This is a genomic window from Leptothrix sp. (in: b-proteobacteria), from assembly GCF_965250675.1.
Lineage (GTDB): Bacteria > Pseudomonadota > Gammaproteobacteria > Burkholderiales > Burkholderiaceae_C > Sphaerotilus.
Genome location: NZ_CBDFPH010000002.1, coordinates 1 through 21,466, shown reverse-complemented (window position 1 = coordinate 21,466; position 21,466 = coordinate 1). Strand labels below are relative to the sequence as shown.

The 21,466-nt window shown below is 69.6% G+C and carries 22 protein-coding genes; 17 read left to right on the top strand and 5 right to left on the bottom strand.

All coding sequences use genetic code 11. The annotated features are described in order from the left end of the window. Nucleotides 1–213: 213 nt before the first annotated feature. The 16 genes from AC5IG3_RS04250 to AC5IG3_RS04175 all read left to right on the top strand — a co-directional run bounded on the left by AC5IG3_RS04250 (nt 214) and on the right by AC5IG3_RS04175 (nt 15,553). Nucleotides 214–1,056, top strand: coding sequence for an MBL fold metallo-hydrolase (locus tag AC5IG3_RS04250; protein WP_491905066.1), 843 nt, complete (start codon nt 214–216; stop codon nt 1,054–1,056). Between the two features lie 110 nt (nt 1,057–1,166). After that, nucleotides 1,167–1,880 carry an ATP-binding cassette domain-containing protein gene (locus AC5IG3_RS04245; protein ID WP_491905065.1) on the top strand — a complete coding sequence of 238 codons (714 nt, stop codon included), beginning with the start codon at nt 1,167–1,169 and terminating at the stop codon, nt 1,878–1,880. 37 nt (nt 1,881–1,917) lie between these two features. Next, nucleotides 1,918–2,889 (top strand): PQQ-dependent catabolism-associated beta-propeller protein, encoded by a 972-nt coding sequence (locus AC5IG3_RS04240; RefSeq protein WP_491905064.1) that lies wholly within the window; start codon nt 1,918–1,920, stop codon nt 2,887–2,889. Beyond that, nucleotides 2,889–4,070 carry an ABC transporter substrate-binding protein gene (locus AC5IG3_RS04235; RefSeq protein WP_491905063.1) on the top strand — a complete coding sequence of 394 codons (1,182 nt, stop codon included), beginning with the start codon at nt 2,889–2,891 and terminating at the stop codon, nt 4,068–4,070. The genes AC5IG3_RS04240 and AC5IG3_RS04235 overlap by 1 nt, the downstream gene beginning before the upstream one ends. Further along, entirely contained in the window at nt 4,067–4,897 is an 831-nt protein-coding gene (locus AC5IG3_RS04230; RefSeq protein WP_491905062.1) for an ABC transporter permease, read from the top strand. Before AC5IG3_RS04235 ends, AC5IG3_RS04230 begins: the two co-directional genes overlap by 4 nt. Continuing rightward, a complete protein-coding gene (locus tag AC5IG3_RS04225; protein WP_491905061.1) occupies nt 4,894–5,616 on the top strand; it encodes a hypothetical protein in 723 nt (240 codons plus the stop codon). The genes AC5IG3_RS04230 and AC5IG3_RS04225 overlap by 4 nt, the downstream gene beginning before the upstream one ends. A gap of 1 nt (nt 5,617) precedes the next feature. Beyond that, nucleotides 5,618–6,229 (top strand): hypothetical protein, encoded by a 612-nt coding sequence (locus AC5IG3_RS04220; RefSeq protein ID WP_491905060.1) that lies wholly within the window; start codon nt 5,618–5,620, stop codon nt 6,227–6,229. Between the two features lie 24 nt (nt 6,230–6,253). Continuing rightward, nucleotides 6,254–6,748 (top strand): hypothetical protein, encoded by a 495-nt coding sequence (locus AC5IG3_RS04215; protein WP_491905059.1) that lies wholly within the window; start codon nt 6,254–6,256, stop codon nt 6,746–6,748. Further along, nucleotides 6,745–7,455, top strand: coding sequence for a cupin domain-containing protein (locus tag AC5IG3_RS04210; protein WP_491905058.1), 711 nt, complete (start codon nt 6,745–6,747; stop codon nt 7,453–7,455). The genes AC5IG3_RS04215 and AC5IG3_RS04210 overlap by 4 nt, the downstream gene beginning before the upstream one ends. Next, a complete protein-coding gene (locus tag AC5IG3_RS04205; protein ID WP_491905057.1) occupies nt 7,446–8,438 on the top strand; it encodes a tripartite tricarboxylate transporter substrate binding protein in 993 nt (330 codons plus the stop codon). The genes AC5IG3_RS04210 and AC5IG3_RS04205 overlap by 10 nt, the downstream gene beginning before the upstream one ends. Nucleotides 8,439–8,598: 160 nt before the next feature. Then, nucleotides 8,599–10,863 (top strand): EAL domain-containing response regulator, encoded by a 2,265-nt coding sequence (locus tag AC5IG3_RS04200; RefSeq protein ID WP_491905056.1) that lies wholly within the window; start codon nt 8,599–8,601, stop codon nt 10,861–10,863. Between the two features lie 16 nt (nt 10,864–10,879). Beyond that, the gene (locus AC5IG3_RS04195; RefSeq protein ID WP_491905055.1) at nt 10,880–11,563 is read left to right on the top strand and encodes a hypothetical protein; all 684 of its coding nucleotides are present in this window, start codon (nt 10,880–10,882) and stop codon (nt 11,561–11,563) included. Next, nucleotides 11,484–12,566 (top strand): ATP-binding protein, encoded by a 1,083-nt coding sequence (locus tag AC5IG3_RS04190; RefSeq protein ID WP_491905054.1) that lies wholly within the window; start codon nt 11,484–11,486, stop codon nt 12,564–12,566. Before AC5IG3_RS04195 ends, AC5IG3_RS04190 begins: the two co-directional genes overlap by 80 nt. Then, entirely contained in the window at nt 12,563–13,825 is a 1,263-nt protein-coding gene (locus AC5IG3_RS04185) for a hypothetical protein (protein WP_491905053.1), read from the top strand. The genes AC5IG3_RS04190 and AC5IG3_RS04185 overlap by 4 nt, the downstream gene beginning before the upstream one ends. Before the next feature lies 1 nt (nt 13,826). Next, a complete protein-coding gene (locus AC5IG3_RS04180) occupies nt 13,827–14,303 on the top strand; it encodes a hypothetical protein (RefSeq protein WP_491905052.1) in 477 nt (158 codons plus the stop codon). Nucleotides 14,304–14,308: 5 nt separating this feature from the next. Continuing rightward, nucleotides 14,309–15,553, top strand: coding sequence for a hypothetical protein (locus tag AC5IG3_RS04175; RefSeq protein WP_491905051.1), 1,245 nt, complete (start codon nt 14,309–14,311; stop codon nt 15,551–15,553). Between the two features lie 30 nt (nt 15,554–15,583). Here AC5IG3_RS04175 and AC5IG3_RS04170 read toward each other — a convergent pair whose 3' ends face one another. The 4 genes from AC5IG3_RS04170 to AC5IG3_RS04155 are packed head-to-tail and all read right to left on the bottom strand — an operon-like array spanning nt 15,584 to nt 18,930. Further along, nucleotides 15,584–15,898 (bottom strand): EthD family reductase, encoded by a 315-nt coding sequence (locus AC5IG3_RS04170; protein ID WP_491905050.1) that lies wholly within the window; start codon nt 15,896–15,898, stop codon nt 15,584–15,586. Between the two features lie 44 nt (nt 15,899–15,942). Then, entirely contained in the window at nt 15,943–16,881 is a 939-nt protein-coding gene (locus tag AC5IG3_RS04165) for a substrate-binding periplasmic protein (RefSeq protein ID WP_491905049.1), read from the bottom strand. 1 nt (nt 16,882) lies between these two features. Next, nucleotides 16,883–17,251 (bottom strand): c-type cytochrome, encoded by a 369-nt coding sequence (locus AC5IG3_RS04160; RefSeq protein WP_491905048.1) that lies wholly within the window; start codon nt 17,249–17,251, stop codon nt 16,883–16,885. A gap of 11 nt (nt 17,252–17,262) precedes the next feature. Next, nucleotides 17,263–18,930 (bottom strand): PQQ-dependent dehydrogenase, methanol/ethanol family, encoded by a 1,668-nt coding sequence (locus AC5IG3_RS04155; RefSeq protein ID WP_491905047.1) that lies wholly within the window; start codon nt 18,928–18,930, stop codon nt 17,263–17,265. Between the two features lie 196 nt (nt 18,931–19,126). On the opposite strand from AC5IG3_RS04155, the gene AC5IG3_RS04150 reads away from it, so the two are divergent. Next, the gene (locus AC5IG3_RS04150) at nt 19,127–20,311 is read left to right on the top strand and encodes a helix-turn-helix domain-containing protein (protein WP_491905046.1); all 1,185 of its coding nucleotides are present in this window, start codon (nt 19,127–19,129) and stop codon (nt 20,309–20,311) included. Between the two features lie 92 nt (nt 20,312–20,403). On the opposite strand, the gene AC5IG3_RS04145 is transcribed toward AC5IG3_RS04150, so the two are convergent. Next, nucleotides 20,404–21,466 (bottom strand): outer membrane protein assembly factor BamB family protein (locus AC5IG3_RS04145; RefSeq protein ID WP_491905045.1); only part of this gene is annotated, 1,063 nt, incomplete at its 5' end.

Here is a 21,466-nt window from a genome sequence, read left to right as displayed (position 1 = left end):
CGCACCCGACAGAGTGCGCGCCACCGCAACGACCCGAGGGTGTGCCCTCGGTTTTGAGGCTTCATCGGCGCCGGGCTGTCATGAATGGAGCGGTTGTGAGTCACGGCACAGCTCTTGCAAAAAACATGCGGACATCAAATACACCGCGTACCCAGCGCCAGGAGGAAGCATCTTGTTCATCCCATCATCACGGCTGACGCCCGGGGGCCGCGCATGAAGCTGGTCGTGCTCAAGGGCGGCGACGAGGCCGTACCGCTGCCGCAGAGCGTGCGCGCCGCCCATGGGCCGAGCCGCACGGCGGGCGCCGCAGCGCTTTCGGGCGACGGGCATCACTGGACGCTGCTCAATATTTCGCCTGCCGTGGCCGATCAGATCACCAGTGATGCACGCCTGCTGCGTCACCCGGCGCTGGTGGATGCACCCGTGCGCGTGGTGGTGCTGACCGATGCGCAGATGGACCACGTCACCGGCCTGCTGAGCCTGCGCGATGGTGCGCCGATCCACCTCTACGCCACGCCAGCGGTCTTCGAGGAACTGACCCACACGCTGCCCGTGCTGCCCGTGCTGCAGAACTACTGCGGCGTGCACTGGCATGTGATTCCGGTGGCGGGCGAGTGCCGCACGGCGGTGTTCCGGGTCGAAGGTCAGCCCGGGCTGGAGTTCACCGCCGTGGCCACCGACGGGCCGCGTCCGCTGCACGCGGTGCATGCCGCGCATGCCGAACCCGTCACGGGCGAGACCATCGCGCTGGCGGTGCGCGACCTGAGCACGGGCCAGCGCCTGTACTTTGCCGGTGGCATGGCGGGCGCTGGCGCCGAGGCGCTGGAGTGGATGGATGAGGCCGATTGCGTGCTGGTGGGCTGCGACCTGGACGCCGGGCCCGGCACCCGGGCCGGCGAGGCGCCGGCCGTATGGGATCTGCTGCAGGCGATCCCCGCCCGGCGCCGCCTGCTGCTGTGCCACCCCGATCGCCCCGGCCAGCAGTGCCCGACGCCCCAGGCCTTCGAAGCCTGGGGCATCGAGTTGCCCGCCGACCGCAGCGAGATCGAGGTCTGATCGCGTGCCTTGACAAGGTACACCGTGAAAAGCGTCTGAGTGGAAACACGGGGCAGCGTGATCGGTGTCTGCAGGTTACAAACCGCTCCCATGCAATCTTGTTCCTTGACATGCTCAGCCTCCAGGCCCTGACCAAACGCTACGGCGAACGCACTGCCCTCGACAGCCTGAGCCTGGAGTTGCCCGCCGGCCAGACGGTGGCGCTGCTCGGCCCCAACGGCGCTGGCAAGTCCACGCTGTTCCAGGTGCTGACCGGCTTGTTCGTGGCCGACGCCGGTGAGGTCAGCGTGGCCGGCCATTCACTGCGCCATGACGCGGTGGCCGCGCTGGCCTGCATCGGCGTGGTGTTCCAGCAGATGTCGCTCGATCTGGACCTGTCGGTCGAGCGCAACCTGCGTTTTCACGCCGACCTGCACGGCATGAAGCGCGCCACCGCCACCGAGCGCATCCACACCGGCTGCGCCGCGCTGGGCCTCGGCGCCGACCTGGCCCGGCCGGTGCGCGAGTTGTCGGGTGGCAACCGCCGCAAGGTCGAACTGGTGCGGGCCCTGCTGCACCAGCCGGCGGTGGTGCTGATGGACGAGCCGACCGTCGGCCTCGACCCCAAATCCCGCCGCGACCTGCTGGCCGCCATCCAGGCCGACGTGGCGCAGCGCCGCAGCACCGTGCTGTGGGCCACGCACCTGGTCGAAGAGGCTGAGGCCGCAGACCGCGTGCTGGTGCTGCACAAGGGACGGCTGCTGGCCGACGGCACGCCGGCGCAGGTGGTCGAGCAACTCGGCGGCCGCCACCTCGAAGACGCTTTCATCCGCGCGACGGCCTGAATTCCCCAGCCCCCCGAAAAACGAAGGAGACACTCCCATGAAGACATTCGCCCCTGCCTTGATCGCTGCCGCTGCATTGATGGCGCTGGGCGCCGCCGCCCAGGCCCAGACCGCCTTCATCTCCAGCGAAAAAGACAACACGCTGACGCTGCTGGACCTGAAGACGCAGGCCGTGACCGGCACCGTCGCCACCTGCAAGCGCCCGCGCCACATGCAGGTCACGCCGGACGGCAAGCAGCTGATGGTGGCCTGCGGCGACTCGGGCCAGGCCGACGTGATCGACCTGGCCACGCGCAAGTCGGTCGGCAAGATCGGCCTGGGCGAAGACCCGGAGATCTTCGACCTCTCGCCCGACGGCAAGACGCTCTACGTCAGCAACGAGGAAGACGGCGAGCTGGGCGTGGTCGACATCGCCACCAACAAGCGCACCAAGGCCATCGAGGTGGGCAAGGAGCCCGAGGGCGTCAAGGTCAGCCCGGACGGCAAGACGGTCTACGTGACCTCCGAGGTGGCCAGCCTGGTGCACGTCATCGATATCGCCAGCGGCAAGACAGTCAAGAACATCAAGGTCGGCAAGCGCCCGCGCCGATTCGCCATCACGCCCGACGGCACGCAGCTGTGGGTGACCAACGAACTCGCGGCCAGCGTGTCGGTGATCTCCACCAAGGACCACACGGTGCTCGACACCATCAAGTTCACCGTCAAGGGCGCGCGTGCGGCGGACATCACGCCGGTGGGCATCACCATGACGGCCGACGGCAAGCGCGCCTTCGTCGGCCTGGGCAAGGCCAACCATGTGGCGTTTGTCGACGTCGCCACCCGCAAGACCACCGACCTGGTGCTGGCCGGCAAGCGGGCCTGGGGCCTGGGCCTGAACAAGGCGCAGGACCGCCTGCTGGTGGTCAACGGCCTGTCCGACGACGTGACGCTGATCGACGTGGCGGCGGCCAAGGCCGTCAAGACGGTGGGCGTGGGCCGCGTGCCGCACAGCGTGGTGGTGGTCGAGTGATGACCCGCCCGCGTCGACACGGGATGGCGCTGGCCCTGGCCGCGGTGGCCGGGCTGGGTGCTTTCGGCGGCCCGGTGGCGCATGCCGCCGCCTTCAAGGCCGTGCTGCTGGCGCTGGAAGACGACCCTCGCCTGGACCGCACCCGCGTCGAGCGGGCCTACCTGGGCCACCCGACCGGCCCGGCCGCCGATGCGGTGCAGTCGGCGCTCAAGGAAGCGCGGCTGGAGCTGGAGGCCTCGGGCGCCAGCCTGACGCTGGAAGTGGTCAACGTCGCCAATGCCGAGGCGGTGAAATCCGCTGCGCAAAAAGCCGAGAAGGGTGGTGCCGCCTTCGTGCTGACCGACCTGCCCGCCGACCTGACGCTGGCGGCGGCCGACGCCGTCAAGCTGCCGGTGCTCAACCTGGGCGACGCCAGCGACCGCCTGCGCGAGCGCGACTGCCGGCCGCGCCTGCTGCACCTGATCCCCAGCGAGCGCATGCGCGCCGACGCACTGGCGCAGGCGCTGGTGGCGCGTAAGTGGAGCCAGGTGCTGGTGCTGACCGGGCCGACGCCGGCCGACGCCGCCCGCGCCGCCACCGCGCAGGCAGCGCTCAAGCGCTACGGGCTCAAGGTGGTGGGCACCAAGCCCTTCAAGCTCTCGGGCGACCCGCGCGAGCGCGACCTGGCCAACCCGCTGCTGCTCACCCAGGGCAGCTACGACGTGGTCTGGGTGGTCGACAGCGACGGCGAACTCGCCCGCACGCTGCCCTACCGCACCGTGTGGCCGCGCCCGGTGGTGGGCGATGGTGGCCTGACCGCGCTGGCCTGGCAGCCGCAGTACGAGCGCTACGGCGCGCCGCAGGTGTCGCGCCGCTTCACCAAGTCGGCCCAGCGGCCGATGAGCGCGCACGACTGGTCGGCCTGGATGGGCGGCAAGGCGATTGCGGGCGCGGTGATCGAGGCGCCCAAAGGCCCGCTGGCCGCCGTGCACAAGGCTTTGCTGGAAGGCGAGGTGGACGGCTCCAAGGGCGTGCCGATGGCCTTCCGGCCCTGGGACGGCCAGTTGCGCCAGCCGCTGCTGCTGACCGACGGCGTGGGTGTCATCGGCGGCGCAGCCCCGGCCGAGGGCGTGCTGCACCCCAGGAACAACCTCGATACGCTCGGCGCCGACGCGCCCGAGAAACTCTGCAAATCACGATGAGCGCCGGTCACTATCTGCAGGCCATGCGCGCCATCGTCGGGCGCGAGCTGGCCAAGTTCATGCGCCAGACCGGCCGGCTGGTGTCGGCCCTCGTCCGCCCGCTGCTGTGGCTGGCGGTGTTCGCGGCCGGTTTCCGCAACGTCTTCGGCGTGGCGATCGCCGAGCCCTACGACACCTACATCCCCTACGACGTCTACATCGCGCCCGGCCTGATCGGCATGGTGCTGCTGTTCAACGGCATGCAGAGCAGCCTGGCGATGGTCTACGACCGCGAGATGGGCCTGATGCGCCTGCTGCTGACCGCGCCGCTGCCGCGGCCGTGGATCCTGCTGAGCAAGCTGGTGGCCACCGCCGTGCTGTCGCTCGGCCAGGCGCTGGCCTTTGTGGTGATCGCCTGGGCGCTGGGCACCGAGCTGCCGCTGTGGGGCGCCACGCCCTGGCACCTGCCGCACGTGCTGCTGGCGGCGGTCAGCGCGGCGCTGATGCTGGGCGCGTTGGGCCTGCTGCTGTCGGTGCATATCAAGCAACTGGAGAACTTTGCCGGCACCATGAATTTCGTGATCTTCCCGATGTACTTCATGTCCACCGCGCTCTACCCGTTGTGGAAGCTGGAGGAGTCGGGCGCCGCCTGGGTCTACCAGATCGCCCGCTTCAACCCCTTCACGCACGCGGTCGAGTGGCTGCGTTTTTCGCTCTACGACAAGGACCCGGGCATGGCCCCGTATGTGGTGCTGGCCACGCTGGCGCTGTGCTTCACGCTGGCGAGCTGGGGCTATGACCCGCAGCGTGGTTTTGGTGCGCTGACCAAGCGTGGGGGGCCGGCATGAAGGCGCTGTTGACGAGCTTGCGGCGCATCGGCCAGCCGGCGGCAGGCGAGGGTGGCGAGACAGGCCGGGCCGCCTTGCCCGAGCCAATCTGGCTGGAATGGCTCACCCTCGGCGGCCTGCTGGTGTTTGCGACCTGGCTGCTGGGCGTGCGCGGCGTGTGGGCCTTGCTGCTGAGTTCCGACCCGACCGGGCTGACGCTGGTGATCATGGTGATCTTTGCCGGGGCCACGCTCTGGTGCGGCAACCGCTCGCGCCAGTTGCAGCAGCAACGCCGCTGGATGGAGCAGGGCCGGCGCGCCGGTCCGGGCAGCGTGGCGGCCCAAGGCTGGGCGGCGGATTACTGGCGTGCCACGGCCGCCCAGCCGGCCGATACCGGCGCGCCGCTCGACCTGCTGCTCGAAGCCGCCACCGCGCCGCACCAGACCGCCTGGTGGGTCAACGGCATCCAGCTCAAGCTCGGGCTGCTGGGCAAGGTGATCGGCTTCTCGATGCTGGCCATCCAGATCGGCCAGCTGCAGAGCTTCGACGCCACGCAGTCGCAGGACCTGCTGCGCAGCCTGACCTCGGGGCTGGGCGTGGCGCTGCTGACGACCATGGTCGGGCTGGTCGGCAACATCCTGCTGGGGCTGCAGCTGACGCGGCTGGACCGCTACGCCGACGCGTTGGTGGCCGACTGCCAGCGCCACGGCCTGACGCTGAACCCGCGCCGAATCGACTGACATGGCCCGTTCCCGCAGAAGGCGCGGCCCCGAGGCCGAGGTCGATCCGTTCTACGACATGTTGTTCAACATGCTGATCGCCTTCGTCTTCTGTTTCATCATCGCGCTGCTGGCGATGAACCCGAAGGCGCTCAAGACGGGCGACATTCCGGCCAAGGCCGAGTTCATCATCACGCTGTCGTGGCCGGACATGAATCCCAACGACGTCGACACCTGGGTGCAGGACCCGGGCGGCAACCTGATCTGGTTCCGCGCCCGCGAGGCCGGCCTGATGCACCTCGACCGCGACGACCGCGGCCTGGCCAACGACACCCTGATCGTCAACGGCCGCCAGCTGGTGAACCCGCTCAACCAGGAGGTGGTGACGCTGCGCGGCATCGCGCCGGGCGAGTACACCGTCAACGCGCACTACTACGACAGTAAGGACGGCCAGCCGGTCGAGGTCACGGTGTCGGTCGTCAAGGTCAACCCGCGTGCTGAGGTCTCCTACTACGGCACCGCCACCCTGGCGCGCAAGGGCGACGAGGCCACCGCCGTGCGCTTCACCGTGCTGCCCGACGGCAGCGTCGGCCAGATCAACACGCTGCCCAAGACGCTGGTGCAGCGGCTCTGAACTTCATCCGGAAAGAAAAGAACCATGACCTTGGCGATCGTGATCAGTTTTGTGGTGCTGGCGGCGTTGGCCGTGCTGGCGCTGTTGTGGTCGCACTGGCCGGCGTGGCTCAAGACGCTGCTGGTGCTGGGCGTGGCGGTGTTCTATTTCTGGGCCGACGAGGCGGTGCACCAGATGTGGGGCTGGCCGAGCACCGACGCGCTGCCCGAGAAGTTCGTGCTGCTGGCCGCCGTGATCGAGGAGCCGACCACCAAGACCTCGGGCGCGCTCTACGTCTGGCTGCAGGTGCTCGAAGACGGCAAGCCCGGCCGCGCCCCGCGCGCCTACAAGCTGCCGTATGCCAAGGACCTGCACGCGCTGCTCAACGAAGGCATCAAGAAGGCCCGCCAGGGCGTGACGCAGATGGGCACCGCCGAGCCCAAGGCCGGCCGCAAGGGCCTGAACTGGCTGCGGCCGGGCAACGACGAGCAGGTCGTCAAGATCCGTGACCTGCCCACGCCGCAGCTGCCTGAAAAATGAGCCGCATCACGCTCACCCTGCTGCTGTCCGGCGCGGCCCTGCTGGCCGGTTGCGGCGATCGCTCGCCAGCGGCGTCCTACTTTCCGCTCGACGCCGGCCACCGCTGGACCTATCAGCTCACCAGCGAGTGGAGCGACAACACCCGCGAGCGGGAGACGCTGGTGCTCAGCGCCCTGGGCGAAGACAGCTTGGCCGACGGCCAGAAAGCCTGGCGGCGGCGCAGCGAAACCGGCATCGACTACTGGCTGCGCAGCGACGCCAGCGGCATCTACCGCGTCGCCACCAAGACCGACGTGCAAGAGGCGCCCAAGCCCGACGCCGCGCCGCGCTTCGTGCTCAAGCTGCCCTTGGTGGCGGGCACCACCTGGCAGGCCGGCACCACCGCCTATCTGCTGCGGCGGCGGGCCGAATTCCCGCCCGAGATTCGCCACAGCCACCCGGACATTCCGATGAATTACGTGATCGAGGCCGTCGGGCAGGCGGTCGAAACCCCGGCCGGCAAGTTCGCCGACTGCCTGCGCGTCAAGGGCAGCGCGACCGTTCGCCTGTTCGCCGACCCGGTGCAGGGCTGGCGCGACATGCCGCTGACCACGCGCGAGTGGTATTGCGCCGGCGTTGGCCTGGTGCGGCTGGAGCGCGACGAGCCGGCCAACTCCGCCTTTCTGATGGGCGGCATGATCAAGATGGAACTCACCTCATGGCAATGATGAATCGACGGCATGCGCTGACCGCGCTGGCCGCTGCACTGCTGCCGGCGACGGGCTGGGCACAACCCGGCCCATCTGGCGATGTGGGCGGATTTCCGCAGCGCCCGATCACGCTCTGGGTGCCGTGGCCGGCCGGTGGCGCCACCGACCTGACGCTGCGCCTGCTGGCCGAACTGGCCGGGCGGCAACTGGGCCAGCGCATCAACATCGAGAACCGTGCCGGCGCGGGCGGCACGCTGGCCATGCCGGTGCTGCAGCAGGCGTCGCCCGATGGCTACACCCTGGCCCAGCTGCCGCAGCCGGCGCTGCGTGCGCCGCATCTGCAGCGGGTGCTGTGGGACCCGATCCGTGACACCACGCCCATCCTCCAGCTCACCGGTGTGACCTTCGGCGTGCTGGTGCCGGCGTCCAGCCCGTGGCGCAGCCTGGACGACCTGTTCGCCTACGCCCGCGCTCACCCGGGCGAGTTGACCGTGGCCACCAACGGCGTGGGCACCACGCCCCACGTGGTGATGGACGAGCTGATGGCCCGGCGCGGCCTGAGCTATGTGCACGTGCCCTACAAGGGCACGGCCGACCAGATGCTGGCGGTGTCGTCCGGCCAGGTGATGGTGGGCGTCAACTCCAATGGGTTTGCGCCTTTTGTCGACAACGGCCGGCTGCGCCTGCTGGTCACCTTCGGCGAGCAGCGCACCCGCCGCTGGCCGCAGGTGCCGACGCTCAAGGAACTGGGCTTCGGCATCGTCGCGACCTCGCCTTACGGTCTGGTCGGCCCGCGCGGCATGAACCCGGCGGTGGTGCGCGTGCTGCATGACGCCTTCAAGCACGCCATGAACGACCCGGCGCATGTGGCCGAGCTGCAGAAATACGACCAAGAGCTGGACTACCTCGGGCCTGATGACTACGGCCGCGCGCTGCGCGAGGCCTATGCGGCCGAGAAACGCACCGTCGAGCGGCTCGGGCTGGCCAAGGGTGGCACCTAAGCGCGGGGCTTCAGCCCCCACGAGTTCAGGTTCGTCAAGGCTGGAGGGCAAGGGCGCGTGCTAAATTCTTTACATCTTAAAAAAACACCAGGTCCTTCCGTACGCGTGTCACCCTGACCGCCCGCACGGAGCCGGGTAGCCCGACTTCCGTTGCCCCAGCATGAATTCCAGTGACAACGACGACCTGATCCTGATCCACGACGACGACGACGCGCTGCCGGCCCAGCCGGTGTGGCATGTGCTGATCGTGGACGATGACCCCGAAGTGCATTCAGCCACCCGCTTCGTGCTGCGTGGCCAGCAGCTGCTGGGGCGCGCCATCGAGTTGCACAGCGCCTACAGCGCGGCCCAGGCGCGCGAGATGCTGATGGGATCGGTCGACTACGCCGTGATCCTGCTCGACGTGGTGATGGAGCAGCCCGACGCCGGCCTGCACCTGGTGCAGGTCATCCGCCAGGACCTGAACCTGCAGGGCGTGCGCATCATCCTGCGCACCGGCCAGCCGGGCTATGCGCCCGAGCTGGACGTGATCTCGCGCTACGACATCAACGACTACCGCACCAAGAGCGAGCTGACGCAGACGCGACTGGTGACGTCGCTGATCAGCGCGCTGCGCGGCTTCGAGCAGATCCGCCGCATCGAAGCCAGTCGGCGCGGCCTGACGCAGATCATCCACGCCACGCGCGACCTGCTCAGCAGCGACGGCCTGCAGCGCTTTGCCGGCGGCGTGCTGACCCAGCTCGGCAGCTTTCTGGGCCTGACGCCCGAGCGCGGGCTGGTGGTCATCAGCCACTCGGCCATGGGACGTTCCCACACCGTGCTGCACGGGCCGATGCTGCAGGTGGTGGCCGCGACCGGGCCCTATGCCGAGCTGCTCAACCAGTCGGCCGACACCATCCAGCCGGGCATGGTGCGCCAGCAGATCAGCATCGCGCTGTCCGAGCGGCGCAACCTCTACAGCGCCTTCGGCTGCGCGCTCTACTGCAACAGCCAGCGCCATCAGATGGCGGTGTTCATCGATACGCCCGGCGAGGTCGACCCGGCCCTGCGCGAGCTGCTGGAGATCTTCACCGAGAACATCGCGCTGTGCTCCGACAACCTGAGCCTGCTGGAGCAGCTGCAGCGCGCGGCCTATGTCGACAGCCTCACCGACCTGCCCAGCCGCCTGCGCCTGCTGCAGCGCCTGAGCGCGGCGGCGCTGGAGCAATCTGCTGATGCGTCAGCACTGCTGATGATCGACGTCGACGACTTCAACACCCACGTCGAGACCCTGGGCCCCGCCGGCAGCGACGCGCTGCTGCGCGACCTGGCGCAGCGCCTGTCGGCGCTGGTGGTTGACCTGCCGGTGCTGCCGGTGCGCATCGGCGCCGATGTGTTTGCGCTGCACGGGCCGCGCCGCTACTTGGGCGCCGATCTGCTCGCGCAGTTGTGCGCAGCGGAGTTCAATGCCGACGGCCTGCCGATCCGCCTGACCGTGAGCGCCGGCCTGGCGCTGGCCAGCGACGCGCCCGGCCCGGCCGCCAACCTGATTGCCGCGGCCTACACCGCGCTCAAATGTGCCAAGCGCGAGCAGCGCCAGGGCTACACGGTCTACGAGCCCGACATGGGCAGCCACGCAATGCGCCGCGCCGCCATGCTGCGCGCGCTGTATTCGGCGCTGCAGGGCAGCGAGTTCGAGCTGGCGCTGCAGCCGCAGCTGCGCATGACCGATGGCGCGGTGCTGGGCGTGGAGGCGCTGCTGCGCTGGCCGTCGACCGGCGGCGCGCCGGTCGGGCCGGACGAGTTCATTCCGATTGCCGAAAGCTCCGGCCTGATCCTGCCGCTGGGCGCCTGGGTGATGGACGAGGCCTGCCGCCAGCTGGCCGAAATCCAGCGCCGCACCGGCCAGCGCCTGCGCATGGCCATCAACGTGTCGCCGGCGCAGTGGCGCGACGGCACGCTGCTGACCCAGCTGCTGCACGCGGCCGAGCGCCACGGCGTGGCGCCGCAGCAGCTGGAGATCGAGCTGACCGAATCGCTCGCCATGCAGGAGATCGACACCCTGCTGCCGCGCCTGCGCGAGGTGCGCGCCCTCGGCATGCGCGTGGCGCTGGATGATTTCGGCACCGGCTTCTCGTCGCTGGCCTACCTGCAGCACATGCCGATCGACCAGCTCAAGATCGACCGCAGCTTCGTGCACGAGATCGGCCGCAGCCGGCGCGGCGAGGACATCGCCCGCACCATCGTCAGCCTGGGCGCCATGCTGGGGCTGGAGGTGCTGGCCGAGGGCGTCGAGACGCCCGACCAGGAAGCCTTCCTGCAGAGCCTGGGCTGCAACGCCGCCCAGGGCTACCTGCACGCCCGGCCCATGGCGCTGGACGCGCTGTGCGACTGGCTGATCGCCCACGAAGCGGCTCGCGGCGCCTCGCCCCGCCTGCCGGGCTGAAGCCAGGACGCCGCGCATGCCGCATCGCCTGCGTGAGCCTGCGCTCTGGCACACCCTGCGCTTTCGCATCGGCGCGGGCGCGCTGCTGCTGGTGAGCGCCATCTTTGCGCTCGTCACGCTCAACACCCAGCGTGTGCTGGAGCAGGCCACGCTGGAGAGCAGCCGCGCCAACGCGCGCCAGATCGCCCAGACCCTCAACCTGGCCATGGCGCCGCACACCGCCACGCCCGAGGCGCTGGCCAACATCCGCCCCTACCTGCAGGAGCTGATCTCGCCCGAGAGCGAGGGCCTGATCTACCTGGTGCTGCTCGACGAGCAGGGCCGTGAACTGGCCCGCACCGACGCCGTGCCCGAGCCGCTGCCACCCGTTGACGCCGACCTGAACGCCGGCCACGCCTGGCAGCGCGGCGTGCTGCATCTGCAGCAGGGCATCTTGCTGGGCGACCAGCATGTGGGGCGGCTGCGCTACGGCCTGTCGTCGAGCCTGCTGCGCGAGGCCGCCGAGCGCCTCTTCAAGCAGAACCTGCTGGCCTACGCCAGCGTGCTGGCGGTGCTGACGCTGCTGCTGGGCTGGTTGCTCGGCCGGCTGGGCGGCCGCCTGCGGGCGCTGACCGACGCGGGTGTGCGGCCTCTCGCGCGGCGCTTACGACAGCCGCGCGCCCACCACTGGTCGCGACGAGCTGACGCTGCTCGGCCATGAGCTCAACACCATGGCCGACGCCGTGCGCAGCCGCATCCTGGCGCTGGAGCAAAGCCAGGCCAGCGTGCGCCAGCTCAACGAGGAACTGGAGGCCCGTGTCGTGCAGCGCACCACCGAGCTGAGCGAGGCCAACCGCCACCTGGAGCAGACCCTGGTCGATCTGCGCCGGCTGCAGGACGGCTTGGTGCAGTCGGAAAAGCTGGCCAGCCTGGGCGCGCTGGTGGCCGCAGTCGCGCACGAGCTGAACACGCCCATCGGCAACGCGCTGACGGTGGCCACCGGCTACAGCCACAAGGCGCGCGAGTTCGAGGCCCAGGCGCGCATCCGGCTGCAGCGCCAGACGCTCGAGCAGTTCCTGGCCGACAGCGCCGAGGCGGCCGAGCTGCTCAAGCGCAACCTGCTCAAGGCCAGCGAGCTGATCACCAGCTTCAAGCACGTCGCCATCGACCAGACCAGCTCGCAGCGGCGGCACTTCGATCTGGCGCAGACCATCAACGACGTGCTGGCCACGCTCTCGCCCGGCATCAAGCACCGGCCGCTGTGCGTCGAGACCGATCTGGCGCCCGGCGTGCGCCTGCACAGCTATCCCGGCCCGCTCGGCCAGGTGCTGACCAATCTCTACACCAACGCTGCGCTGCACGCCTTTGCGCCCGACCAGCCCGGCACCATGCGCATCAGCAGCCGCCTGCACGACGCCGAGACCGCGTGCATCGAGTTCAGCGACAACGGCTGCGGCATGAGCGCGGCCACGCTCAAGCGCGTGTTCGACCCCTTCTTCACCACCCGACTGGGCCAGGGCGGCAGCGGTCTGGGCATGCACATCGTGCACAACATCGTGATGGGCCTGCTGCACGGCCGCATCGAGATCCGCAGCGAGCCGGGGCAGGGCACGCTCGTGCGGCTGCTGCTGCCGCTGGAGGCCCCTGCCGCAGACATCGCGCAGCCCGGCGCGGCGGCCTTGCTCCTGCCGACGGATCTTTCACCGGATACCCCCGTTTCATGACCTTTGCAAACCGCCTGCTGCTGGGCGTGGCCGCCTGGTTGTTCAGCACCCTCAGCCTGGCCCAGTCGGACGAACCGTTCGATGGCGCGGCCTCCACCTGGGTCCGCGAGCACGTGCAGCTCAACACCTTCGGCACGCTGGGCGTGGCCCGGCTCAACCTGTCGGGCGTGCAGGTACGCGGTGACGCCACGGCCACCAGCGGCATCGGCTCCGAATGGACCGGCGCCTACGACAGCCGCGGCGGCCTGCAGGCCGCCGCCCGCATCAACCCGGAGCTGGACCTGACCTGGCAGGTCATGCTGCGGCGCAACGGCGACGGTGACTTCGGTCTCGACACCAACTGGGCCTATGCCGACTGGCGGCCCACGCCGGAGTGGGAGGTCAAGCTCGGGCGCTACATGTCGCCGCTCTATCTGGTGTCGGACCAGCGCCTGGTCGGGCTGGCGCAGCCGTGGGTGCGGGCGCCGCTGGAGGTCTATGGCCTGCTGGGCAACGTCGACTCGCTCGACGGCCTCTGGCTGCGCCGCCGCGTGCCGCTGGGCGAGGACACGCTGATGGTCGACTTCTACAGCGCCCGCCACGACGACAAGCGCGACACCTTCTCGGTCAACCACCGCCAGCTCACCGGCCTGAGCCTGAGCCTGCGCGACGCCCACTGGACCTGGCACGGCATGGCGGCCCGCTCGCGCACGCACCTCCGCTTCGATGCGGTCGAGCCGCTGCTGGCGGTCATCGCCAACCCGGCGCTGGGCGGTGACCCGGCCGCGGCCACCGCCTACGACCTGCGCAACCTGGACCCGATCCACTTTCTGTCGTTCGGCCTGCGCTACGAGTCCGACCCGTGGCTGGTGATGGCCGAGCTGGCCCATGGCCGCTCCGACACCAAGGCCGTGCCCGGCAGCACCGGCGCCTACCTGACCGTGGGCCGCAACTGGGGGCCGTGGCTGGGTTACGTGACGGTGGCACACCTGCGCGGGCGCAGTCCGGGCAGTGAGACGCGCCTGACGCCGGGTTCACCCGCCGCCGCCGTGGCCGAGCTGTTCCTGCAACCGGCACGCGAAGCCGGTCAGACCACGCTCAGCACCGGCCTGCGCTGGGACATGGCCACCGGGCTGGCGCTCAAGGCGCAGGTCGATCACATCCTGCCTCGTGTGGAGGGCCGTGGCGGCTTGTTCCTCGACCCGCTCGGGCAATACAAGCTCCCCAACGGCAACCGCGCCGCCTGGCTCTACAGCCTGGTGCTCGATTGGGCTTACTGACATGCAGGTTCTTCACACCTTGTTGCGCCTGACCGCCTGGCCGCTGCTGGCCAGCCTGCTGCTGGGCGGCGGGCTCGCCCAGGCACAGACGCCCTCATCGGCCACCGTCCCCCGGTCGATCCAGGTGGTGGTGCACCCCGATTTCCGCAATGCCTTCATGACGCGTGGCGAACTCGCCGCCCTGTTCATGCGCACCCGCACCACGCTGGCCGACGGCAGCGCCGTGCAGGTGATCGACTCGGCGGACGCGGTCCTGCGCGAGCAGTTCTACCAGACGCTGGTCGGCCGCAGCGCGGTGCAGATGCACGCCTACTGGTCGCGCATGGTCTTCAGCGGCGCGGGCCGGCCGCCACCGCAGATGGACAGCGCCGCCGTGATCAATCAATTGCGCAGCGACACCAACACCATCGCCTATGTCTCGGCCGTCGGGCAGGAACTGCGCGGCGTCAAGGTGCTGATGGTGCTGGATGTCCGATGAACACCATGAACACACACACACGCCAATGGCTGGGTGCCGCTGCCTGCGTTTTCAGCCTGACGGGCCAGGCGCAGGAGGTTGAGGCCCCCGCGTCGTGGTGGGACGGCCGCGTGCAGGTCAACACCTTCGGCACCCTCGGTGTTTCGCGTCTGAGCATTGCGGGCGCCCATCTGCGCTCGGAGGCCACGTCGACCTCCGGCATCGGCCCGGAGTGGACGGGTGCCTACGACAGCCGCCTCGGCCTGCAGGTGGCCGCCCAGATCAGCCCGGACCTGGGCCTGACCTGGCAAGGCCTGCTGCGGCGCCAGAACAAGGGCGGGTTCGGCGTCGACACGCAATGGGCCTACGCCAACTGGCAGATCACGCCTCAGTGGGAGGTCAAGCTCGGGCGCTACATGTCGCCGCTGTACTTGGTGTCCGATCAGCGCATGGTCGGCCTGTCGCAGCCGTGGGTGCGGGCGCCGCACGAGGTCTACGGCCTGCTGGGCAACGTCGATTCGCTCGACGGCCTGTGGCTGCGCCGCCGCCTGCCGCTGGGTGATGAAACCCTGATGGTCGACCTGTACCACGCCCGCCACCGCGAGGACCGTGGCAGTTTCTCGGTCAACCACGAGCCGCTCACCGGCCTCAGCCTGCGCCTGAGCGACACGCGCTGGACCTGGCACGCCATGGTGGCACGCGCCCGTACGCGCATCGAACTGGACCCTGCGTCTGGCGTGGCCCAGGCGCTCGCGCTGCTGTCCGAGCCGGCGCTGGGCGGCAACCCGGTGGCGGCGCAGGACTACGACTTCCGCCGCATCGACCCGCTGCATTTCTACTCGGCTGGCGTGCGCTACGAAGCTGCCCCCTGGCTGGTGATGGCCGAAGTCGCCCAGCTGCGCTCCTCCAACCGCGCCTTGCCCGGCAGCACCGGCGCCTACCTGACCGTGGGCCACAGCTGGGGCCCCTGGCTGGGCTACGTCACGCTGGCGCAACTGCGCGGCCTGAACCCCGGCACCGAAACCCGTTTCTCGGGGGCGGTGGACGCCAGCGTCGTGCAGCCGTTCCTGCAGGCGCTGCGCGAATCAGGCCAGACCACGCTGGGCGTCGGCACGCGCTGGGACATGGCGCGCGGCCTGGCGCTCAAGGCCCAGGTCGATCACGTCACACCGCGCACCGATGGCCGCGGCGGCCTGTTCCTGGAAAGCCCCCTGCCCAACGGCCATCGCAGCGCTTGGCTCTATAGCGTGGTGCTGGACTGGGCGTACTGATCCGGTGTGATCTGCCGGACCGATCTGGCGTCAGCCCACCACCACTTCGCTGATCTGGATCACTGGCGCCAGATCGGTGTAGTTGGGAATATCGCCCATGATCTCCTTGGCGTGCGGCCCGAAGCTGGCCTGGAACGACTCGACCGAGTCACAGAAGATGTGGCACATGCCCACGTAGGTGGCCGAGGTGCCGGGCGCGCCGCCCGCCAGGCCCCGGTCGATGGTGTACGACAGGCAGTGCTCGCCCATGCGGGCCTTGAGCAGCGGCAGGTGCGTGTCGCGGTAGTAGTCGTGGTCGAACCGGGCGCCGGGGGTGTTGGGGTACATCACGCTGACCTTGATCATGTCGTCTCCAAAGGATGAAAAGCAGGGCCGAAGGCTGAAGCAGGTCAATCGACCAGCAGGTCATTGAACACCAGCCCGCCGGACACCGCCGGTTCGCGCGGGACTTGCCAGGTCACGCCTTCCTCGGTGGCCCAGCGGGCCAGCTGGCCGTCGTTGCGGCTGCGCTCGATCACGCGGTTGACGGTGACGCGCAGCGCCTCGTCATCGGCCCGCATCACCCAGCCCAGATTGACGCCGAGCGGGCGACGCACCGCCGCCAGCGTCAGCGCGGTGTCCGGGTGGCTCAGGCGCCAGGCGTCGAACTGCGTCAGCGGCAGCAGCAGGGCGTCGATGCGGCCGGTGGCGAGTGCGCCGAGCGCATCCTCCCGCTGGCCCAGCGACACCACGCCCGACCGCAGCAGGCCCTGGCGGTAGCCCAGCGTCACCGCACCGGCCATGGTGCCGGCTACCGCGCCGACGCGCCGCGTCTGCAGGTCGGCCAAGGTCTCGACCAGCGCGCTGCCCGGGCGCAGCGCCACGCCCAGCGCGGCTGCCTGGTAGGGCACGCTGGCGGCCAGCGGGGTGAGCGTCACGTAAGGCCGGTCGCGTTTGCGCCTGGCGCCGGGGTAGTCGGGCGTGCGTGAACTGGCGCGGCTGGGCGGCCCCAGGTCGCCCGCCAGCAGCGGGAAGCCGCTGACCAGATCGCACACCTGCGCGGACAGCAGCGCGTTGACCTCATGGGCCAGCGTGCTTTCCTTCTCGTACTCGGACTCGAAGGGCAGCAGCGCCAGCGCGCGGCCCAGCTCGGCGGCCACGGCCTGCGCCACGCGCACGTCCAGGCCGCGCAGCTGCCGCTGGCCACTCGCGCGCACCAGGTAGGACAGCGGCGCGTTGTCCTCGGCCATGCAGACCGTGAGGGCGCGGGTGGGTGGTTCGGCCTGTGCGGCGGCCCCATTCGCTGCGCCGATCAGCGCGACAGCCAGCACGATGTGACGCAGCGCCACCTCAATACTCCTTGCCACCGCGCGTGGCGATGTAGGACCACAGCAGGTCGATCTGCTCTGACGTGATCGCCTCCTTGAACGACGGCATATTGCCCTTGCCCTGCATGACCGACTGCCAGAAGCGCTCGGGCTGATCGACCGGAAAGCGCCTCAGGTCATAGACCGTGGTGCCGGAATTGACCATGTTGCGGCCGTGGCACTGGGCGCAGGTGCGGTGGTACTGCTCGCGGCCCTGCTCGACGCGCTCGGGCGTCGGCGTGGCAAAGACGGGCGGCACGGCTACGGTGGGCTGCGCCTGGGCGCCGCACAGTGCTGCGGCGCCGGCCAGACCTGCCGCAGCCAGCCCGGCCCGCGCCGCCCTCATGAGCATGCGGCCCCGGCTCATTTGATCCCGAAGGTCCAGACCGAGCCGCCCGCCGGTACCTGCGACATGCGCTCGTCGCCCAACAGCGCCCACACGCCGCCGGCGCCCGACAGCACCGTGACGTACTGCTTGCCCTGGTGTTCCCAGGCCACCGGCAGGCCGATGATCCCGGAGCCGGTCTGGAACTCCCACAGCTTCTTGCCGTTGCGGGCGTCCACGGCCATGAATTCGCCGGTGGCCGCGCCCGTGAACACCAGCCCGCTGGCGGTCGAGAGCGTGCCGGCCATGCTGGGCTGGCCGGGCCAGGGCAGCTGCCACTGGCTCTTGCCGGTCATCGGGTCGATGGCGCTCAGGTGGCCGTGCGGCTGGTCCTTGGGGAAGTCGACGCCGCGGAAGTTCACGCCCAGATACCACTCGCCCTTCTTGTACTCGGGCTTGGCCAGCTGGTAGGGCCAGCTGACGTTGAGGGTGTTGGCGTAGGCCAGGCCGGTGGCAGGGTTCCAGGACATCGGCGACCAGTTCTTGCCGCCCACCACCGAGGGCCAGACCATCACGTCCTCGCCCGCGCGGGCGCGGCGGGACACGTCGCTCTCCACCGGGCGGCCGGTGGCCATGTCGATCTTGTCGGCCCAGTTGACCTTGACGTAGGGGTTGGCCGCCAGCAGCTTGCCGCTGGCGCGGTCCAGCACGTAGAAGAAGCCGTTGCGGTTGGCCTGCGCCAGCACCTTGCGGTTCTGGCCGTCCACCTTCAGGTCGACCAGCATGCCGACCTCGGTGGCGTCGTAGTCGTACAGGTCATTGGGGCTGAACTGGTAGTGCCAGACCAGCTCGCCGGTCCTGGGCCGGAAGGCCAGCACGGTGTTGATGTAGAGGTTGTCGCCCTTGCGTGCCTCGGCGTTCCACGGGCCGCCGTTGCCGGTGCCCCAGTAGACCAGGTCGAGTTCGGGGTCGTAGGCGCCGGTCAGCCAGGTGGGCGCGCCGCCCTTCATCGCGGTGTCGCCCGGCCAGGTGTCGCCGCCCTTTTCACCCGGGGCGGCGGTGGTGTACATGCGCCAGAGCTGCTTGCCGGTCTGCGGGTCCCAGCCGTCGATGAAGCCGCGCGTGCCGTATTCGCCGCCGGCAATGCCGGTCATGACCACGCCGTTGGCGATCAGCGGCGCGGCAGTCATGGCCTGGCCGTTCTGGTAGTCGGCAGCCTTGACACGCCAGAGCTGCTTGCCGGTCTTGAGGTCCAGCGCGATCACATGCGCATCCAGCGTGCTGCGGTAGAGCTTGCCGTCAAACACCGCCGCGCCGCGGTTGAGGATGCCGCAGCAGGCCATCTTGAAGACGTCCTGCGGCAGCTCGATCTCCTGCTTCCACAGCTGCCTGCCGGTCAGCGGGTTGAGCGCCACCGTGGTGTTGTGCGTGGTCACATACATCACGCCCTCATGCACGATCGGCTGTGACTCCTGGCCCTGCGGGTTGTTCAGGCTGTAGCTCCACAGCGGCTGGATCTTGTCGGCGTTGCCGGCATGGATCTGCTTGAGCGGGCTGTAGCGCTGGTTGTTGTAGCCCATGCCGTAGGTGAGCACGTCGCCGGGCGTGGCCGCGTCGTTCCTGAGCGCGTCCAGGCTCTGGGCCTGCAGGGCGCCTGCGCCCAGGGCCAGGGCGGCGCATGCGGCGATCAGATGAAGCTTCGGCATGGGGTGTCTCCTTCTTTGAATGGGGGTGGAATGGGGGAGTGGGCAGCCTGCATCGTGAGTCACGCCTGCGCCCGCTGGCAATGGGTCTGGTGTATTCCCTAGGCGCCAGGGCGCTCCCGCCTGCCTAAAGTGCGTCGCCGGCCTGCGCTGCGGGGCGGCGTTGTTGCACCCGTGAACACCTGCCCCGAGACTGCCCATGTTTTTGCCCGAGTTCCAGAACCGCCTGCAGACCGTGCGCAGCCATTACCGCGTCACGCCGTGGATCCCTCCACAGGACGACGAGACTCCGCTGGTGCGCTCCTGGCAGCGCTGCCAGGATGCCGGCCTCAACGAGGCCGACCGTGTGCACTTCGAGCCCATCGCCCGCTCGCAACTGGCCGAGCTGGGCGACCGCTACGGCGCGCTGGTGCGCAGCGCCCGGCCCGAGACCGAGCGTCTGGCCGCCTCGCTGCGCGGCACCGGCGGCGCGGTGCTGCTGTGCAACCCGCGCGGCAGCGTCATCGACCGCCTGTGCGACGAAACCCAGGCGCCCGGCGCCTTGCTCACCTCCACCCGCATCGGCATCAACCTGGCCGAGCGCTGCGTGGGCACCACCGCACCGTCGATCGCGCTGACCGAAGGCGTGCCCTATCTGGTCGGCCGCGCGGCACACTTCTGCGCCAACCTGCGGCCGTTCTTCTGCATTGCCGCACCCATTGACAGCCCGGTGGGCGAGCGGCTGGCCGCGCTCGACGTCACCTTCTACGACAACGTGCCGGGCTTCGACATCTACTCGCTCACGGTGGACGCCGCGCTCGCCATCGAAAACAGCCTGTTCGTGGCCCGGCCCGACCAGATGCTGGTGCGCTTCCATCCCCGGCCCGAGCTGGTCGGCACCGCGCTGGAAGCCCTCCTCAGCATCACGCCCGACGGGCTGGTGACGGGCGCCAACCGCGCCGCTGCCCGCTGGCTCAGCACGCCGCGCCTGCAACTCATCGGCCAGTGTTTCCGCGACCTGTTCGACCGCGACCCGAGCCGCCTCTTCAGCCGCCAGACCCGCACCGGGCTGGCCGAAATGCAGACGCCCGGCGGCCTGCCGGTGGCGGTGCGGTTTGATGGCGTCATGGCCCCCGAGCCGGTCGACATGGCGGGCTGGCAAGCCGCCAGGCCGGAGTCGCAGGGCGAGGAGGTCGTCGCGGCAGAACCCGCCGCGCCCTCAGCGGTGACGCAAGCCGATCCGGCGGCGCCCGAACAGCCTCTCGCCTCCATGCGCGACATGGAGCGCCGCACCATTCAGGCCGCGCTGGCCGCGCATCAGGGCAACATCTCCGCCGCCGCGCGCCAACTCGGCATCAGCCGCAACACCATCTACCGGCGCTGCCGGGAGCTGGCGGCGGAGTGACCAGGGTTTGACGCTGGCCGCCACGAAAAAGGGCTCCCCGTGGGGAGCCCTTCGACTTTGCGCCTCCGTCGAGACTGAAGCGCGCGACCGGCTTACTTCGCCAGCTTGAAGACCCAGACCGAGCCGCCCTGCTCAAGGTAGTTGACCTTCTTGGCCACGTCACCACCCCACAGCGGCACGGCGCCGCCCCAGCCGGAGACGACCGAGACGTACTGCTCGCCGTCCTGCTGCCAGGTCACCGGCGGTGCCACGACGCCCGAGCCGGTCTGGAACTTCCAGACGATCTTGCCGGTCTTGGCGTCCGCGGCCTGCAGATAGCCCTCCGGCGTGCCCCAGAACACCAGGTTGCCGCCGGTGGTCAGCACGCCACCCCACAGCGGCGCGTTGTTGGGCGCTTCCCAGACGATCTTGCCGGTCTTCGGGTCGATCGCGCGCATGGCGCCGATGGGGCCGTCGTTGAGTGTCTTGATCGTGAAGCCTGCACCCAGGTAGGCGCCGCCCTTCTTGTAGGTGATCGGCTCGTTCCAGATCTCCATGCCCCATTCGTTGGCGGGCACGTAGAACAGCTTGGTGTCGGGGCTGTAGGCCATCGGCATCTGGTTCTTGCCGCCCAGGAAGCTGGGCGCCGAGAAGACCGAGCTGCCCTTCTTGCCGTCTGCACCGGTGCTCGGGTCGCCCGGGCGGTTCTCGGGCACGAAGTTCGGACGGCCGGTCTTCAGGTCGATGCCCGTGGCCCAGGTGATCTTCTTGACGAAGGGGAAGGCGTTGACCAGCTTGCCGGTCTTGGCGTCGTTGACGTAGAAGAAGCCGTTGCGGTCGGCCTTGCCGCCGAGCACCTTGCCGCCTTCGTCGTAGGTGACGAACTCGTTGGCACCGTCAAAGTCCCAGGCGTCGTTCGGGGTGTTCTGGTAGTTCCAGACGATCTTGCCGGTCTTGATGTCGATGGCGACCGTCGAGCAGCTGAACAGGTTGTCGCCCTTGCGCAGGTGGCTGTTCCACGGTGCGGGGTTGCCGGTGCCGAAGTAGGCCAGGCCCGTGCGGGAGTCGTAGGTGCCGCCCAGCCAGGTGGTGGCGCCGCCGGTCTTCCACAGGTCACCCGGCCAGGTCGCGCCCTGGGTGCCGGAGATGCCGTTTTCCTTCTTGTTGCCGTCCTTG